The organism is Rhodanobacter sp. Root480, from assembly GCF_001426645.1.
Classification (GTDB): domain Bacteria; phylum Pseudomonadota; class Gammaproteobacteria; order Xanthomonadales; family Rhodanobacteraceae; genus Rhodanobacter; species Rhodanobacter ginsenosidimutans.
In genome coordinates this window covers 738,468-755,500 of record NZ_LMEX01000002.1, presented here as the reverse complement: position 1 = coordinate 755,500, position 17,033 = coordinate 738,468, and the positions used below count along the sequence as shown (strand labels likewise).

The following is a 17,033-nucleotide window of genomic DNA, read 5'->3' as shown; positions in this document are numbered from 1 at the left end:
GGGGCTCCAGAGCAGGAGCATCGCGACTGAAGTCGCTCCCACAACACCTTCAAGTGGCTTGGTCTTCGGAATTCGGGTGATCGCCACGCATCGCGTACCGCCGCGCCACCACCGCGCACACCATCAACTGCAACTGATGAAAAATCATCAACGGCAGCACCAGTGCGCCGAGGCCGCCGAGCTGGCCGGCGAACAGGATCTTGGCCATCGGGATGCCGCTGGCCATGCTTTTCTTGGAGCCGCAGAACACGATGGCGATCTCGTCCTTGCGCGAGAAGCCCAGCCGTCGCGCGGCCCAGGTCACGGTGGTCATCACCAGCGCCAGCAGCAGCGCGCTCAGCGCCAGGGTGGAAACCAGCGCGCCGACCGGCGTGTCATGCCACAGACCCTGCACCACGGCGGCGCTGAACGCGGTGTACACCACCAGCAGGATCGTGCTCTGGTCGGTGAGGCGCAGCAGCGGCTTGTGCCGGTCCACGAACGTGCCGATCCAGCGCCGTGCGACATGGCCCAGCACGAACGGCAGCAACAGCTGCAGCACGATATCCAGCACGCCGTGCCATGAGATGCCGCCGCCATGGCTGGCCAGCAACAAGCCCACCAGCAGTGGCGTCAGCACGATGCCGATCAGGTTGGACACCGAGGCGCTGACCACCGCTGCCGGTACATTGCCGCCGGCGATCGAGGTGAAGGCAATCGACGACTGCACGGTGGATGGCAGCGCGCAGACAAACAGCACGCCAAGATAAAGCTGTGGCGTCAGCAGCGCCTGGCCCAGCGGCTGCAACGCCAGTCCCAGCAGCGGAAACAGCACGAAGGTGCTGGCGAACACGGTCAGGTGCAATCGCCAGTGGGTCACGCCCTGCACGATCGCCTGGCGCGGCAGCTTGGCGCCATGCAGGAAAAACAGCAGCGCGATCGCGCCGTCGGTGATGAGGTCGAACACCCGTGCCGTCTCGCCGCGACAGGGCAGCAGCGAGGCCAGCACCACCGTGGCCAGCAGGGCCAGGGTGAAGTTGTCCGGGAGCAGGCGTCGCAGCGACATGGGATCAGTACCCGATCGAGCGGCAACGCGGCCTGCGGCGGGTGGCGATCAAGGCAGGTTGCAGCGCGCGCGGCAGCGATGGCGCCACCACAACACCAGCAGCGTCACCAGCAGGATGCCCAGCACCACCCACAGGCTGGTCTGGCCGCGGTGCATCCACTTCACCAGCCACTCGTGGTTGTTGGCGCCGATGTAGCCGAGGTAAACCCAGAACGGCACGCTGATCAGCGCCGCCAGCGTGTCGATCAGCAGAAAGCGCCAGAACGACACCCGGTGCGTGGTGCCGGCGGTGATGTACACGGTGGTGCGCATGCCGGGCAGGAAGCGCGCGAAAAACAGCATGCGGTTGCCATAGCGGTCGAATTTTTCCTGCACCTGTGCATAGCGCGTCGGCGTCAGCACGCGCGCCACCAGGCGCCATTTCAGCATGCGCGCGCCATAGTGATGACCCAGCAGAAAGATCGCCGCGTCGCCCAGCAGCACGCCGAACATCGTCAGCGCGAACATCACATGCACGTTGGCGTAGCCCAGCCCGGCGATCACGCCACCGGCCACCAGGGTGATGTCCTCCGGCAACGGCAGGCCCGCGCCGCAGATCATCAGCGCGATGAACACGGCAACGTAGCCGTTCTCGGCAAACACCGTAATCAGTTGTTGCAGAAGATCCATCGATATCCTTGCGCGCCATGCGCGACATGCATCGCGGGCCGGCATGATCCCACAGTCGGTCGGCGGGGGAGGGGAGGCGAGGCACGATGACGCGGTGCGTATACCCGGATGCGGCTGTGCAGCACCGTCATGTCGACGCCACGGGTGGACGCGCGCGAGCAGCCAGCAATTCGCGCAGCTCGGCCTTTTCGGCGCTGTCCAGCGCACCGCTGCGGCTCTTGTCCAGCAGGCTGTCGCGGCGCTGGGTGGTGGCCTGGTCGTCCATGCGTGCCAGGGCGTCGAAGAATTCCATCGCCTGCGCTTCCGGCTCGCCCACCGACAGCGTGGCCATCAGTTTCTTCAGCGCAGCATATTCGGGCCGCTCGGTGAAATGCTCCACCAGCATCGCCGAGTTGATCCCCGGCCGTGCCCGCGCCATGTCCAGCAATTCGGCCAGCAGGCCTACGCCGGGCTTGTCCAGGCGCAGAAAGCGGTACGGCTTCTCGACCCGGTCGGCCAGCGTCGGCTGGGCCAGCAGCAGCGAGATGGCGCTGCGCACAAGGCTGCGCTGCACCGTCGTGGGCTGGTGCGCGGCGCGATGGAGCACGCTGGCGGGGAGGTTGGCACCCACGCCGCTGCGCTTCTCCAATTCCTGCACCATCAAGTCGCGGAACGCACCATCGGGCAGCCTGCCGATCAGCGGGCGCGCCCGTTCGGCCAGCCGCGCGCGGCCGTCGAGGCTGCCCATGTCCACGTCGTGCGACAGCTCGCTGAAGAAATAATCGGACAGCGGCATCGCTTCCTTGATGCGCTTCTCGAAGCCGTCCTTGCCTTCCTTGCGCACCAGCGAATCGGGGTCCTCGCCATCGGGCAGGAACAGGAAATACGCCTGGCGGCCATCGCGCAGCCGCGGCAGCGCGGCCTCCAGCGCCTTCCACGCGGCGGCGCGGCCGGCGCGGTCGCCATCGAAGCAGAACACCACGTCGGGCGCCGCGCGGAACAGGATCTCAGTGTGGTCGGGCGTGGTCGCGGTACCCAGCGTGGCCACCGCGATCGGCAGGCCGGCCTGGTGCAGGGCGATCACGTCCATGTAGCCCTCGACCACCACGATGCGCGCCAGGCTCTGGTTGGCCTGCTTCACCTGCCACAGGGCGAACAGTTCGCGACCCTTGTGGAACAGCGGCGTCTCGGGCGAATTGAGGTATTTCGGCGGCGCCTGGCCCGACGCCGGCGCGGCCTGCACCACGCGGCCGCCAAATGCGATCACGCGGCCGCGGCGGTCCAGGATCGGGAACATCAGCCGCTCGCGGAAGCGGTCGTACTTGCCGCGGTCACCGCTGGCCAGCATGCCGGCCTGATCGAGCAGGTCGCGCCGACGGGTGCTGTTGCCCAGCGCCTTCATCACGCCGTCGTAGCCGGCGGGCGCCCAGCCGATGCGAAAACGCTTGATGGTGTCGGGGTCCAGGCCGCGTTTCTTGCAATACGCCTGGGCGTCGGCGTGGCGTGGCAGTTCACGCTCGTACCAGCTGGCCGCGTCCTCAAGCAAGCTGTAGAGATCGGTCTTGTCCTCGCGCGGGGCGGCGTCGCGGCCCGCTTCGCGCGGCACCGTCATGCCTGCCGTCTGCGCCAATTCCTCCACCGCATCGGGGAATTCCAGGCGGTCGAAGTCCATGATGAACTTGATTGCGCTGCCGCTGACGCCGCAGCCGAAACAGTGGAAGAACTGCTTGGCGGGGCTGACGTAGAACGACGGCGTGCGCTCGTCGTGGAAAGGACAGCAGGCGGTCCATTCGCGGCCGGCCTTCTTCAGCGGCACCCGCCGCTCGACCACGTCGACGATGTCGACGCGGGCAAGCAGTTCATCGATGAAGCTGTCGGGGATCAGGCCGCGCATAAGCGGCCTAGTTTAGTCGGTTGTGGGAGCGACTTCAGTCGCGATGCTCTTGCCCTGAAGCTGCAAAGCAGAAGCATCGCGACTGAAGTCGCTCCCACAGCGCCAAATGGCGCTCAAAGGATGTGGAATACGCCGATGACCGCCAGTATCGCCAGCAGGAACAGGATCACGAAACAGGCGAACAGGATCTTGGCGATCGTGGCGGTGGCGCCGGACACGCCGCCAAAACCCAGCCAACCGGTGATCAGCGACACGATGGCGAAAATGATGGCCCACTTCAGCATGCGTTTCTCCCACCCATGAGGTCTCGCGCGGCGGTATGCCGGCAGATGCCGTCATGTTTTAGCGGGATAGGCGTGAATGCGGTGCATCGGCGCCCCGCGGCGGGTCAGGGTGCCAGGCGTGCCTTGATCTTGCCGGAGACCACGGCCATGTCGGCGCGGCCGGCGGCCTTGTCCTTCACCGCGGCCACCACCTTGCCCATGTCGCGCGGCGAGCTGGCGCCGGTTTCGGCGATGGCGGCGTCGATCAGCGTGTCGATCTCCGCCTCGCTCAGCTTGGCCGGCAGATAGGCCTCGATCACCACCATCTCGGCGCGCTCGATCGCGGCCAGGTCGTCGCGGTTGGCTGCATCGAACTGGCTGACCGAATCGCGGCGCTGCTTCAGCATCTTTTCCAGCGTGGCCAGCACCATGGCGTCGGTCTGTTCCACGCGCTCATCCACTTCGTGCTGCTTGATCGCGGCCAGCATCAACCGGATCACCCCCAGCCGGTGCTTGTCGCCGCCGCGCATGGCGGTTTTCATGTCGTCGGTAAGCTGTTGCTTGAGCGTCATGGCGAAAGCCTCGTGGGGTAGGGCGAAAAATCGATTTTACGGAAACGGCAAAGCCGGCGTTGCCCCGAGGACAACACCGGCCAATTCGCGTCCGAGTGCTTGCGGTGGCTGCGAGCGGCTCTCGTCAAAGAGCTGGCGCCGACCGCGCTTCCTGTGTGCGGACCCACCGACGGGCGGTGGATCGAGACAGGAATCAGTACAGGCGGACTTTGCGCGACACGTCGCGCGACAGGCGGCGCAGGTGACGCTTGACGGCGGCAGCGCGCTTGCGCTTGCGCTCCTGGGTGGGCTTTTCGTAGAACTCGCGCTTGCGCGTTTCAGCCAGGACGCCGGCCTTTTCGCAGGTACGCTTGAAACGACGCAGTGCAATCTCGAACGGCTCGTTCTCGCGAACTTTTACGTTGGGCATGGAAACTCCGAGTGGTAATCTGTCCCGCTGTCGGGACTGTTGGATAGAGCGAGCCGCGAATTATACCGTGGATAACAAAGAATTTTCAAAGCCGGTCAACAACCGGCCAATCCTGGGCATCGAGAGCTCCTGCGACGAGACCGGTGTAGCCCTGCTGCGCTGGGAGCCGGACGCGCCGGGCCGTGGCTTGCTGGCCCATACGCTGTACAGCCAGATCAAGCTGCACGCCGATTACGGCGGCGTGGTGCCGGAGCTGGCCAGCCGCGACCACGTGCGCAAGCTGCTGCCGTTGATCCGCGAGGCGCTGGCCCAGGCGGGCCTCACCGTGCAGGACCTGGGCGGGGTGGCGTATACCGCCGGCCCCGGCCTGGTCGGCGCGCTGCTGGTGGGTGCCTCGGCGGGCCGCGCGCTGGCCTGGGCGCTGGGCGTACCGGCCGTGGGTGTCCATCATATGGAGGGCCACCTGCTGGCGCCGTTGCTGGAGGAAAACCCGCCCGAGCCGCCGTTCGTGGCCTTGCTGGTGTCCGGCGGCCATTCGCTGCTGGTGGAGGTCAAGGCGATCGGCCAGTACACCATCCTGGGCGATACCCTGGATGACGCCGCGGGCGAGGCCTTCGACAAGACCGCCAAGATGATGGGCTTGCCGTATCCCGGCGGCCCGGCGCTGGCGAAGCTGGCCGAGCAGGGCACGGCCGGCGCGTTCCGCTTCTCGCGCCCGATGACCGATCGGCCCGGGCTTGATTTCAGCTTCTCCGGCCTGAAGACCCAGGTCCTGCTGGCCTGGCAGAAATCGGACCAGAGCGAGCAGACCCGCGCCGACATCGCCCGCGCGTTCCAGGAGGCGATCGTCGACACCCTGATCATCAAGTGCCGTCGTGCGCTGCAGGCCTGCGGCGCCAGGCGGCTGGTGATCGCCGGCGGCGTGGGCGCCAACCGGCACCTGCGCGCGGAGCTGGCGAAGGCCGGCGAGAAAGACGGTTTCCAGGTGTATTTCCCGCGGCTGGTGTTCTGCACGGACAACGGCGCGATGATTGCGCTGGCCGGCGCCATCCGTCTGGCCAGCGGCCAGCATCAGGACGAAACCGTGCAGGTGCGCCCGCGCTGGGATCTGCAGACGCTGCCTGCCGCCTAGCGGATCGTTGTTGTAGGAGCGGCTTCAGCCGCGATGCTCTTGGGGCTGCCCGAAAAGCATCGCGGCTGAAGCCGCTCCTACAGAAGATCGGCGCGGCATCACCACTGCGTACGGCCGGGCAGCAGGCCCTTCAATTCCGCTTCGGTGAGGTTGCGCCACTGGCCGGGTTTCAGGTGGGCCAGCTTCACGTTGTCGATGCGCACGCGACGCAGCTGGGTGACGCGGTAGCCGAAGGCGGCGGCCATCAGCCGGATCTGCCGGTTCAGGCCTTGGGTCAGCACGATCGAGAAGCCAAACTTGGCGATGCGCCGCACGCGGCAGGGGTTCGTCATCTGGTTGTGGATGCGCACGCCCTTGCTCATGCCGCTGAGGAAGTCGTCGGTGACCGCCTTGTTCACGCCGACCAGGTATTCCTTCTCGTGGTGGTTTTCCGAGCGCAGGATCTCGTTGACGATGTCGCCGTTGCTGGTCAGCAGGATCAGCCCCTCGGAATCCTTGTCCAGCCGGCCGATCGGAAAGATCCGCTGCGGGTGATCCACGAAATCCACGATGTTGCCGTCCACGCCCTGATCGGTGGTGCAGGTGATGCCGACCGGCTTGTTCAGCGCGATGTAGACCGCCTTCTTCGCCGCTGGCGTGGCGGCCAGGATGCGCGCCTTGACGACCTCACCATCCACGCGCACCTCGTCCCCGTCCAGCGCCTTGGCGCCCGTCGTGACCACCTCGCCGTTGATGGTGACGCGCCCGGCCAGCAGCAACTCGTCCGCCTCGCGGCGCGAGCACAGGCCAGCTTCGCTGATGTATTTGTTTACGCGCATGGATGGAAGGCCGGGAATGGGGAATAGGGAATGGAGAATGGATGAGGTGAGGCGAGAGGGTGCTGATTTGGCGGCCCGATCATGAGCAAAGCGTGCCGCTTATGGTCGCGGCGCTTCACCCATTCCCTATTCCCCATTCCCGATTCTCAGCTCCTCAGCCCCACGCCGCGCTTCAACAGCTGCAGCGCCAGCGCCGAGAGGCCGACCGCGAAGCCCAGCATTACCGCGAACGCCACGCCCAGGTGCACGTCGCTGATGCCGAGCACGCCGAAGCGGAAGGCGTTGACCATGTACAGGATCGGGTTGGCGCGCGAGATCGCCTGCCACGGTTCGGCCAGCATGTTGACCGAGTAGAACACGCCGCCGAGGTAGGTCAGCGGGGTCAGGATGAAAGTCGGCACCAGCGCGATGTCGTCGAATTTCTTCGCGTACACCGCGTTGACGAAGCCGGCCAGCGAGAAGATGGTGGCGCCCAGCAGCACCGAGGCGAACGTGATCAGCGGGTGCATCACGTGCAGGTCGGTGAAGAACAGCGCGATCAGCAGCACCAGCACGCCCACCACCAGACCGCGCGCCACCGCGCCGGTGACGTAGCCCAGCAGGATCACCCAGTTCGGCATCGGCGACACCAGCATCTCCTCCACTGCGCGGCTGAACTTGGCGCCGAAGAACGAGCTGGAGATGTTGCCGTAGCTGTTGGTGATGATGCTCATCATCACCAGTCCCGGCACGATGTACTGCATGTAGCTGAAGTGACCCTGGATCGGGCCGATCTTGCTGCCGATCAGCTTGCCGAAGATCACGAAGTACAGCGTCATGGTGATCGCCGGCGGAATCAGCGTCTGCGTCCAGATGCGCATGATGCGCACGATCTCGCGGCGCACCAAGGTGTTGAGGGCGACCAGGTTGGCGGTGGTGTTGCTCATGCGCGGATCTCGCTTTTGTTCGATGCGCTCATGCGGCCTGCTCCCCGTCCACCTTCCACCAGCCGCACGAACAGCTCCTCCAGCCGGTTGGTCTTGTTGCGCATCGAGGTCACCATGATGCCGTGCGTGGAGAGCTGCGCGAACAGCGAATTGAGGTCGTGCGAGCGGGCCATTTCGGCCTCCAGCGTGTGTTCGTCGCGGCGGCGCAGGGTGACGTTGGGCAGGTTCGGCAGCTCGTCGGGGATGGTGATCACGTCGAGCACGAAGGTCTCCACGTCCAGCGTCGCCAACAGCCGCTTCATGCTGGTGTTCTCGATGATGGTGCCGTGGTCGATGATCGCGATGTTGCGGCACAGCGACTCGGCTTCCTCCAGGTAATGCGTGGTGAGGATCACGGTGGTGCCGGCCGCGTTGATGGCGCTGACGAACTGCCACATCGAGCGGCGGATCTCGATGTCCACGCCCGCGGTGGGCTCGTCCAGGATCAAGAGCTTCGGCTCGTTCATCATCGCGCGGGCGATCATCAGGCGCCGCTTCATGCCGCCGGACAGCGTGCGCGCCTGCATCTGCGCCTTGTCCCACAGGCGCAGCTCCTTCAGGTATTTCTCCGCGCGGCGGGCGGCTTCCTTGCGCGGGATGCCGTAGAAACCGGCCTCGTTGACGCAGATGTCGAACGGCTTCTCGAACTGGTTGAAGTTGATTTCCTGCGGCACCAGCCCGATCAGCCGCATCGCGGCGCTACGGTCGTCGTTGACCGACACACCGAACACCTTCGCGTCGCCGCTGGTGGAGTTGACCAGCGAGGAAAGAATGCCGATCAAGGTGGATTTGCCCGCGCCGTTGGGGCCGAGCAGGGCGAAGAAATCACCCGGCTGCACCGTGAGGCTGATGCCCTTCAGCGCTTCCACGCCGTTGCCATAGACCTTGCGCAGGTTGTCGACCACGAGCGCGGGTGCGGAAGAAAGGGACTGCAATGACATGGGCTGCACCGAAAAGGCTAGCCCCTTATTATAGCGGGCTACATCCTGCCGTCTGGCCGTGCCAGAAGCACACACCGTTTCCGGAATCACCATGGCCGATCACTTCCAGCTCCGCCTCGTCGACAGTCACATGCTGGCCTCCGCCGTACGCCATCTGGTGTTCGAGCGGGTCGACGGGCAACCGCTGGCGTTCACGCCCGGCCAGTTCCTGCAGATCCATTTCCATTACGACGACGGCACGGCCACCAAGCGCAGCTATTCGGTGGCCAGCGTGGGCGACGGCAGTTCGCCGGTGTCGCGCATCGAGATCGCCGTGAGCTACGTGGAAGGCGGTGCGGCCACCAGGCTGCTCGGCGACCTGCCCGTCGGCGGCATCGTGGACGCCAGCGGCCCCTACGGCCGTTTCTGCCTGCAGGCCACCGACGCGCATCCGCGCTACCTGCTGCTGGCCACCGGCACCGGGGTTACGCCTTACCGCGCCATGCTGCCGCAGATCGAGCAACTGCTGGCGCGCGGTGATCGCGAAGTGGTGCTGCTGTATGGCGCGCGCAACGAAACCGAGCTGCTCTACGGCGAGCAATTCGAGGCGTTCGCGCAGACGCACCCGGGCTTTTTGTTCCACGGCTGCCTCAGCCGCGAGGCGCGTGCCGTGCCGCGTCCCGGCGATCGCAGCGGCCACGTGCAGAACGTGCTGGCCGAGCTGGGCCCCGCCGCCGAGCGCGACATCGCCTACCTCTGCGGCAACCCCAACATGGTCGACGCCGCCTTCGGCGCGCTGAAGGAATTCGGCCTGCCGGTGTCGCAGATCAGGCGCGAGAAATACATCTCGTCGCGTTGAGAGGCGTTTCGTATCGATCGGAATGGCCTTGGCGTGGCGATGGCGCGATGACCTCCGCACCCTTTCGCGTCATGTAAAGTTTGCTTGACATCACGATCGTGGTGCTTCTAGTCTTGTGTCAAGTTTACTTGACATAGACGGAGGCATGGCCATGAACAAGATCGGATATCGGATGATGGTCCCGCTGTTGCTCGGGCTCGCGGCATGGCTGTCGCATGGCCCCGTGTATGCGCAACCGCTCGCGGCGACAGGCAAGGTCGGCACGCTGAAAGTCGAACGCCATGGCAACCATGGCCAACCAGTGATCCTGATTCCCGGGCTGGAGGGCGGGCCGTGGGTGTGGGAGCGGACGATTCGGGCGCTGCAAAAAGACCACGTGGTGTATGCGGTGACGCTGGCCGGGTTTGATGGCGTGCCGCCTCCGGCCGGCGGCGGCAACCTGTTCGATCAGGCGGATGCGTCGCTGAAGCAGTTGATCGAGCTGCGGAAGATCGACAAGCCGGTGCTGGTGGGCCACAGCCTGGGCGGCACGCTGGCGTTGCGCTTTGCCGGGGAGCATCCGCAAATGATTTCCGGCGTGGTGGCGGTCGACGGGTTGCCCGTCTTCCCCGGCATGGAGCGGATGGGCGTGGATCAGCGCAAGGCCATGGCCGCGCGGATACAGCAGCAGGTGGCCGCGCTCTCGCCCGGGCAGTTTGCGGCGCAGTCGCTGGCCTACATGCAGAACGTCGGGGTGATCGATCCGCAACTGGCCGCGCGCTATGCGCCAATGAATGCGCGCAGCGACATCAAGGCCAGCGCGCAGTACATGGCAGAAGACATGGCGGCCGATTATCGCCCGCTGTTGAAGAATGCGAACGTGCCGATCCTGGAGATCTCGCCGTACAACGCGCCGGACTTCAGTCAGCCACCGAAGGCGATGAGCGAAGCGCAGAAGACCGCATACTACGAGGGCCTGCTGGCACAGGCTCCGCAGGCGAAAGTGGTCTCGATCTCGCCTTCGCGGCATTTCGTGATGCTCGACCAGCCGACGGAATTCCAGCGGACGCTGGATGGCTTCCTGGCAGCGCTGGGAGACTAGGCCATGATTGCCAGCATGGAAGATGACAGGAGCCGCCGCATGTCCGGACCATCGAAATCACCGTCGAAACTCACCAACCGCCGCGCACTGGCGATGATGGGGGGCGTGGCCGTACTTTGCGCCTTGCCCTGTCTGCTCGCGGGTATGCTCACCGGTCGCCGCTGGCTGGTCACCCTGGGCCTTGTGGTTGCCGCCACCGGTGCAGCGTGGCTGCTGTGCGCACGCTTCGCCCGCGAGGAGGTGATGCGCCCGGTGCATGTGCGCTACCTGCGCGAATTTTTTCCGGCGATGGCGGGCTATGTAGTGCTGATGATGGTGTCCGGCGCGCTGGTGCCCCGCATGGAAAGTGTCGCCGCACGGGTGGCGCTGGCTGCGCTGCCGCTGCTGCCGATCGCGCTGCTGGTTCGCGCCATGGTTCGCGTGCTGCGCGACCAGGACGAACTGGAGCGGCGTATCGACCTGGAGGCCATCGCGATCGCCGCGATGTCGACGGCATTCGGCTTCTTCAGTTTCGGCCTGCTGCCGCTGGCGGACATCGGGTGGCAGGTGAGTGGCCATACGGTCGCGATCTGGGTGATGCCGTGCCTTTTCGCCATCTTCGGTATCACCAAGCCGCTGGTCGCCAGGCGTTACCGCGACCGTGAATAACCATGTCCGCGAATTGCGTGGTGACCAGGGCTGGTCGCAGGCGGAAATGGCCGAGCGGCTGGACGTCTCGCGGCAAACCGTCAACGCGATCGAAACCGGCAAGTACGATCCCAGCCTGCCGCTGGCGTTCAAGATTGCCGCCCTGTTTGGCCGTCCGATCGAATCGATCTTCGATCCGGGCGAATGAGGGCCTCTCCATGAGCAACCCCGCGATGACGATGTACGGCGAAAGCATGGCCCACAGTCCCGAGCGGTCAACGCGCCGCCATGCCGCCATCATTCCCTTCCGGTCCCACGAGGAGCCCATGCCATGAAGCTCGCACCCCGTACCGTGTTCCGCATCGTGCTCGCCGCAGCGGGCCTGGGCTGGTTCGCCTGGAGCTATTTCCATACGGATCAGGCGCCATCCGACGCCACGGCTCCGACCGCTGCCAGTACCCAGCCCACCGCCCCCAGCGTGCCGCAAAAGCCGCGCACCTGGCGGCTGGGCTCGCTCACGCTGACCGCCTGCGAATTGCCGCAGCCGCATACCGGGCTGTCCAGCGCGGCGTGGTGTGCACCGTTCGAGGTGCCGGAGAACCGCGCCGACCCACACAGCCGCAAGATCAGCCTGAACCTGGCGGTGATTCGTTCGGCGGCGCAGCTGCCGGCGAAAGACATGGTGGTGCTGCTGGCCGGTGGCCCCGGCCAGGCCGCCACGGAAAGCTGGTCCGGGGTGGCGAATGCGCTCGATCCGCTGCTGGCGCACCGCAACGTGCTGCTGCTGGACCAGCGCGGCACCGGTCATTCCAACCCGCTCAGCTGCAAGGGGCCGGAGCAGGCGGCTACCGACGAAAAGGTGGGCTTCGACCCGGAGGCGCTACGGGCGGAAACGGCGCGTTGCCTGCAGCAGGTGCAGGCGCGTGCCGATCCGCGCTACTACACCACCACCATCGCGGTGCAGGATCTGGAAGACGTGCGCCGTGCGTTGGGTTCGCCGCGTTTCGACCTGGTCGGGGTGTCCTACGGCACCCGCGTGGCTCAGCAATACGCCATGCATCATCCGGACGCGATCCGCAGCCTGGTGCTCGATGGCGTGGTGCCCAACCCGCTGGTGCTGGGGGAGGATTTTGCGCAGAACCTCGACGCGGCCCTGAAGCTGCAGTTCGCCCGCTGCACGGCGCAACCTGCCTGCAAGGCGCGGTTTGGCGACCCGTACCAGACGCTCTATCAACTGCGCGATGCGCTGCGCGCCAACCCGCACAAGGTGAGTTTTCGCGACCCGCAGAGCTACCAGAGCGTGCAGCGCGTGCTGAGCGAGGATTCGCTGGCCAGCGTGGTGCGCATGTTCGCCTACACGCCGCTCACCGCCGCGCTGCTGCCGTTGTCGATCGACGCGGCCGCACACGGCGACGTGGGACCGCTGCTGGGCCAGGCGAAATTGCTGCAGGGCGATCTGGTCGATTCGATGGATGGCGGCATGCAGTCGTCGGTGATCTGCAGCGAGGATGCCGATTTGCTGCGCCCGCGCCCGCAGGATGAGGACACCATCCTGGGCACGCGGATGATCACCGCGTTGCAGGCGGTGTGCACCGTGTGGCCGCGCGGCACGCGGCCGGCCGATTTCCACCAGCCGTTGCGCAGCGCCACGCCGGCCTTGCTGCTGTCGGGCCAATACGATCCGGTGACACCGCCGGCGTATGGCGAGGCCGTGCTGAAGGGGCTTGCCGACGCGCGCCACCTGGTGCTCAAGGGCCAGGGTCACAACGTGATGGGGGCCGGCTGCGCGCCGCGGCTGGTGAAAAAATTCATCGAGGATCTGCAGCCGAAGGCGCTGGACGCCAGTTGCCTGGACCGGTTGCAGGCCCCGCCGCTGTTCATCGATTTCAACGGTTCAACACCTTAAAGGACCGCCCCCATGATCGAAGTAAAGGATCTGCACAAGGCATTCGGCGACGTGCGCGCCGTGGATGGTGTCGGCTTCAGCGCCCGCGATGGCGAGATCACCGGCCTGCTGGGCCCCAACGGCGCCGGCAAGACCACCACGCTGCGCATGCTCTATACGTTGATGACGCCCGACCGCGGCCAGGTGCTGGTGGACGGCATCGACGCCGCTGTCGATCCGCTGGCGGTGCGTCGCCGGCTGGGCGTGCTGCCGGATGCGCGCGGGCTGTACAAACGACTCACCGCGCGCGAGAACATCGACTATTTCGCACGCCTGCAAGGCCTGCCCGACGACGAGCTGCGCACCCGCCGCGAAGCGCTGGTGCAGGCGCTGGAGATGGGCGACATCGCCGACCGCCGCACCGAAGGCTTCTCGCAAGGCCAGCGGGTGAAGACCGCGATCGCCCGTGCGCTGATCCACGACCCCGGCAACGTAATCCTCGACGAGCCCACCAACGGGCTGGACGTGATGGCCACCCGCGCCTTGCGCCAGTTCATGCTGAAACTGCGCGCCGAAGGCCGTTGCGTGCTGTTTTCCAGCCACATCATGCAGGAGGTGGGTGCGTTGTGCGATCGCATCGTGGTGATCGCCCGCGGCCGTGTGGTGGCCGATGAAACACCCGATGCGCTGCGTGCGCAAACCGGTGAAGCGAACCTGGAGGATGCCTTCGTGAAGATTATCGGCAGCGACGAGGGCCTGGCCGCATGAATGCCATCCAGCCCACCCGCGTACGCCGCAGCCGCGCGTTCGTCACCGTGTTCCTGAAGGAAGTGCGCGAGAACCTGCGCGATCGCCGTACCCTGATCAGCGCCTTCGTCACCGGCCCGCTGCTGACCCCGCTGATCTTCGTGATGCTGATCAGCGTGTCCATCCACCGCCAGCTGGACAAGGCCGAGCAGCCGCTGAAAGTGCCGGTGATCGGCGCGCAGTACGCACCCAATCTGATCGATGCGCTGAAAGCCGGCGGCATCGTGCCGCAGCCGGCCATTGCCGACCCCGAAAAAGCCGTGCGCGAACAGGAGGCCGACCTGGTGCTGCGCCTCAGCGCCGAGTACCCCAAGGCTTGGCGCCAGGGCGAGCCGGTGCAGGTGGAAATGATTTACGACTCCTCGCAGCGCGATGCCGGCGGTTCGGTGGACCGCGTAAACCAGCTGGTGCAGTCGTACGCACGCCAGCAAGGCGTGATGCGGCTGGTGGCGCGCGGCCTCTCGCCCGGTACAGCGTGGCCGGTGCAGGTCGCGCGGCGCGATCAGGCCACGGCGGAATCGCGGGCGGTGTTGCTGTTCAACATGCTGCCGTACCTATTCGTGCTGACCATCTTCATCGGCGGCATGTACCTGGCGATCGACCTCACCGCGGGCGAGCGCGAGCGGCAATCGCTGGAGCCGCTGTTTGCCAACCCAGTGCCGCGCTGGAAAATCCTGCTGGGCAAGCTGGCCGCGATCTGCGCGTTTTCCACCGCGAGCCTGCTGATCTGCCTGCTGGCGTTCTCGCTGGTGGGGCGCTTCCTGCCCACCGACAAGCTGGGCATGGAGATCAACCTGGGCTGGCACTTCGCCGCCAACGTGCTGCTGCTGCAATGGCCGATGATCGTGCTGCTGGCGGCGTTGCAGTCGCTGGTGGCCGCGTTCGCCAAGAGCTATCGCGAGGCGCAGACCTATCTGTCGCTGTTGATGATGCTGCCGATCCTGCCCAGCATCCTGCTGATGGTGATGCCGGTCAAACCGCAGGACTGGATGTACGCCGTGCCGCTGCTGGGCCAGCACCTGGGCATCATCGACCTGCTGCGCGGCACCGGCGTGGCGCCGATGCACATGCTGTTGTGTCTGGCGGGTACCGCGGCGGCCGCACTGGTGGCGGTGGCGATCGGCATGCAGTTGTACCGCTCGGAGCGGCTGGCCATTTCCGGCTGAACAGCGCGCGTCCGCATGCGATCACCATCGCATTGCGGACACCGGCGCAGGCGATACCATGACCCTTTCGCCGGAGGACTTTCCATGTATCGACGCCTGCTCCCGTTGTGCCTGCTGCTCGCGCTGGCGGGCTGTTCATCCGGTCACGATGCGGCGCCGATCGCACCGGTGTCGAAAGAGGAGCTGGCGCCGGCCCCTGCCAGCTCGGCGCCGGCCACGGCCGCGAGTGCGGCCGCCGCGACGGCGGAAGAGGGTAGCGTGGCGCAGCGCCTGGCCAGCTACGCGCCGGTGAAACTGGAAGCCGACCTGTCCGCGTTCAACAAGCGCCAGAAGAAGATGATTGCCCTGCTGGTCGAGGCGGCCGACAGCATGAACGCGATCTACTGGCGCCAGTCGTGGGGCGACAAGGATGCGCTGATGAGCCGGATCAGCGACCCGGCCACGCGCGAGTTCGCCCAGCTCAACTACGGCCCGTGGGATCGGTTGAACAACGACAAGCCCTTCGTCGGGGGCATCGAAGAGCGACCGCCCGGCGCGCAGTTCTATCCGGCCGACATGACCCGCGAGCAGTTCGACCAGTCGCCGCTGAAAGACAAGACCTCGCTGTACACCCTGCTGCGCCGCGATGCGCAGGGCCAGTTGATCACCGTGCCCTATCACGAGGCGTACAAGGCCGAGCTGCAGAAAGCCGCCGGCCTGCTGCGCGAGGCCGCCAAGCTGGCGCAGGACGCGGGCTTCAGGAAATACCTCACGCTGCGCGCCGACGCGTTGCTTGACGACAACTACCAGCCCAGCGACCTGGCCTGGATGGACATGAAGAAAAACCCGATCGACATCGTGATCGGCCCGATCGAAACCTACGAAGACCAGCTCTACGGCTACAAGGCCAGCTACGAATCCTACGTGCTGATCAAGGATCAGGCCTGGAGCGCCAAGCTGGCGCGCTTCGCCAAATACCTGCCCGAGCTGCAGCGCGGCCTGCCCGTGCCCGACCGCTACAAGGCGGAAAAGCCTGGCTCCGATGCCGACCTCAACGCCTACTTCGCGGTGTACTACGGCGGCGACGCCAACGCGGGTGCCAAGACCATCGCCATCAACCTGCCCAACGACGAGCAGGTGCAGCTGAAAAAAGGCACGCGCCGGCTGCAGTTGGAAAACGTGATGAAGGCGAAGTTCGACACCATCATGTTGCCGATCGGCAAGCTGCTGATCGCCGACGACCAGCAGCAGAACCTCACCTTCGACGCGTTCTTCCAGAACACCATGTTCCACGAGGTGGCGCACGGGCTGGGCATCAAGCAGACGCTGGACGGCAAGGGCACGGTGCGCAAGGCGCTGAAGGATCAGGCCTCCAGCTTCGAGGAAGGCAAGGCCGATGTGCTGGGCCTGTACATGGTGACCAGGCTGGCCGGGAAGGGCGAGCTGGACAAGACCAAGTTGATGGACAACTACGTCACCTTCCTGGCCGGCATCCTGCGCTCGGTGCGTTTCGGCGCCAGCGATGCGCACGCACGGGCAAACATGGTGCGCTTCAACTATTTCAAGCAGGCGGGCGCGTTCACGCGCGACGACAAGACCGGCCGCTACCGCGTCGATTTCGACAAGATGACCGCCGCGATGAGCTCGCTGTCGACCAAACTGCTGACCATCCAGGGCGATGGCGACTACGACGCGGCCAAGCAGCTGACCGACCAGCTGGGCGCGGCCGATGCGAAGCTTGCGGGTGATTTGAACCGGCTGGCCGAGGCGAACATCCCGGTCGATATCCGCTTCGAGCAGGGCCTGGACGTGTTGGGTCTGGCCAAGCCTTGATTCCTTCCCCCGCAAGCGGGGGAAGGTGCCCGACAGGGCGGATGGGGGCGCTCTTGGGTCGGCGTGAAGAACAACAGCAGCGCGGCTTGCCGCGCCCCCGTCCGCCTTCGGCACCTTCCCCCGCAAGCGG

At 65.9% G+C, this 17,033-nt stretch carries 18 protein-coding genes; 9 read left to right on the top strand and 9 right to left on the bottom strand.

From position 1 onward, the window contains the following. Positions 1 to 49: 49 nt before the first annotated feature. From ASD22_RS10435 to rpsU, 6 genes are all read right to left on the bottom strand, one after another. Positions 50 to 1,045, bottom strand: a complete 996-nt coding sequence (locus ASD22_RS10435) for a bile acid:sodium symporter family protein (RefSeq protein ID WP_056082737.1) — start codon at positions 1,043 to 1,045, stop codon at positions 50 to 52. Between the two features lie 48 nt (positions 1,046 to 1,093). Then, positions 1,094 to 1,714 carry a DedA family protein gene (locus tag ASD22_RS10430; protein WP_056082736.1) on the bottom strand — a complete coding sequence of 207 codons (621 nt, stop codon included), beginning with the start codon at positions 1,712 to 1,714 and terminating at the stop codon, positions 1,094 to 1,096. A gap of 127 nt (positions 1,715 to 1,841) precedes the next feature. Further along, on the bottom strand, positions 1,842 to 3,587 hold the full coding sequence (dnaG, locus tag ASD22_RS10425) for a DNA primase (protein ID WP_056082732.1): 1,746 nt from the start codon (positions 3,585 to 3,587) through the stop codon (positions 1,842 to 1,844). A gap of 113 nt (positions 3,588 to 3,700) precedes the next feature. Then, positions 3,701 to 3,871 carry a DUF1328 domain-containing protein gene (locus tag ASD22_RS16410; protein ID WP_007081641.1) on the bottom strand — a complete coding sequence of 57 codons (171 nt, stop codon included), beginning with the start codon at positions 3,869 to 3,871 and terminating at the stop codon, positions 3,701 to 3,703. 104 nt (positions 3,872 to 3,975) lie between these two features. Beyond that, positions 3,976 to 4,422: a GatB/YqeY domain-containing protein gene (locus ASD22_RS10420; protein WP_056082730.1), complete on the bottom strand. Its 447-nt coding sequence runs from the start codon at positions 4,420 to 4,422 to the stop codon at positions 3,976 to 3,978. A 193-nt stretch (positions 4,423 to 4,615) separates the two neighbouring features. Beyond that, positions 4,616 to 4,831, bottom strand: coding sequence for a 30S ribosomal protein S21 (rpsU, locus tag ASD22_RS10415; RefSeq protein ID WP_007081639.1), 216 nt, complete (start codon positions 4,829 to 4,831; stop codon positions 4,616 to 4,618). 67 nt (positions 4,832 to 4,898) lie between these two features. Between rpsU and tsaD the strand changes: the two genes are divergently transcribed. After that, positions 4,899 to 5,963: a tRNA (adenosine(37)-N6)-threonylcarbamoyltransferase complex transferase subunit TsaD gene (gene tsaD / locus ASD22_RS10410; protein WP_235577614.1), complete on the top strand. Its 1,065-nt coding sequence runs from the start codon at positions 4,899 to 4,901 to the stop codon at positions 5,961 to 5,963. A gap of 98 nt (positions 5,964 to 6,061) precedes the next feature. Here tsaD and ASD22_RS10405 read toward each other — a convergent pair whose 3' ends face one another. The 3 genes from ASD22_RS10405 to ASD22_RS10395 all read right to left on the bottom strand — a co-directional run bounded on the left by ASD22_RS10405 (position 6,062) and on the right by ASD22_RS10395 (position 8,687). Next, a complete protein-coding gene (locus ASD22_RS10405) occupies positions 6,062 to 6,781 on the bottom strand; it encodes a pseudouridine synthase (protein WP_056082727.1) in 720 nt (239 codons plus the stop codon). Between the two features lie 146 nt (positions 6,782 to 6,927). Continuing rightward, on the bottom strand, positions 6,928 to 7,707 hold the full coding sequence (locus ASD22_RS10400) for an ABC transporter permease (RefSeq protein ID WP_056082725.1): 780 nt from the start codon (positions 7,705 to 7,707) through the stop codon (positions 6,928 to 6,930). Further along, positions 7,704 to 8,687, bottom strand: a complete 984-nt coding sequence (locus tag ASD22_RS10395) for an ABC transporter ATP-binding protein (RefSeq protein ID WP_056082722.1) — start codon at positions 8,685 to 8,687, stop codon at positions 7,704 to 7,706. The genes ASD22_RS10400 and ASD22_RS10395 overlap by 4 nt, the downstream gene beginning before the upstream one ends. Before the next feature lie 91 nt (positions 8,688 to 8,778). Between ASD22_RS10395 and ASD22_RS10390 the strand changes: the two genes are divergently transcribed. The 8 genes from ASD22_RS10390 to ASD22_RS10355 all read left to right on the top strand — a co-directional run bounded on the left by ASD22_RS10390 (position 8,779) and on the right by ASD22_RS10355 (position 16,903). Beyond that, a complete protein-coding gene (locus ASD22_RS10390; protein WP_056082717.1) occupies positions 8,779 to 9,525 on the top strand; it encodes an FAD-binding oxidoreductase in 747 nt (248 codons plus the stop codon). Between the two features lie 151 nt (positions 9,526 to 9,676). Beyond that, positions 9,677 to 10,606, top strand: coding sequence for an alpha/beta hydrolase (locus ASD22_RS10385; protein ID WP_056082714.1), 930 nt, complete (start codon positions 9,677 to 9,679; stop codon positions 10,604 to 10,606). Between the two features lie 39 nt (positions 10,607 to 10,645). Further along, on the top strand, positions 10,646 to 11,254 hold the full coding sequence (locus ASD22_RS10380) for a hypothetical protein (RefSeq protein WP_235577613.1): 609 nt from the start codon (positions 10,646 to 10,648) through the stop codon (positions 11,252 to 11,254). Beyond that, positions 11,247 to 11,441: a helix-turn-helix transcriptional regulator gene (locus ASD22_RS10375; protein ID WP_082520214.1), complete on the top strand. Its 195-nt coding sequence runs from the start codon at positions 11,247 to 11,249 to the stop codon at positions 11,439 to 11,441. The genes ASD22_RS10380 and ASD22_RS10375 overlap by 8 nt, the downstream gene beginning before the upstream one ends. A gap of 123 nt (positions 11,442 to 11,564) precedes the next feature. After that, entirely contained in the window at positions 11,565 to 13,139 is a 1,575-nt protein-coding gene (locus ASD22_RS10370) for an alpha/beta hydrolase (protein WP_056082709.1), read from the top strand. Positions 13,140 to 13,151: 12 nt separating this feature from the next. After that, positions 13,152 to 13,886 (top strand): ATP-binding cassette domain-containing protein, encoded by a 735-nt coding sequence (locus ASD22_RS10365; RefSeq protein ID WP_056082706.1) that lies wholly within the window; start codon positions 13,152 to 13,154, stop codon positions 13,884 to 13,886. Further along, positions 13,883 to 15,091, top strand: a complete 1,209-nt coding sequence (locus tag ASD22_RS10360; protein WP_056082705.1) for an ABC transporter permease — start codon at positions 13,883 to 13,885, stop codon at positions 15,089 to 15,091. Before ASD22_RS10365 ends, ASD22_RS10360 begins: the two co-directional genes overlap by 4 nt. An 84-nt stretch (positions 15,092 to 15,175) precedes the next feature. Next, positions 15,176 to 16,903 carry a Zn-dependent hydrolase gene (locus ASD22_RS10355; RefSeq protein WP_056082701.1) on the top strand — a complete coding sequence of 576 codons (1,728 nt, stop codon included), beginning with the start codon at positions 15,176 to 15,178 and terminating at the stop codon, positions 16,901 to 16,903. The last annotated feature ends 130 nt before the right edge of the window (positions 16,904 to 17,033 follow it).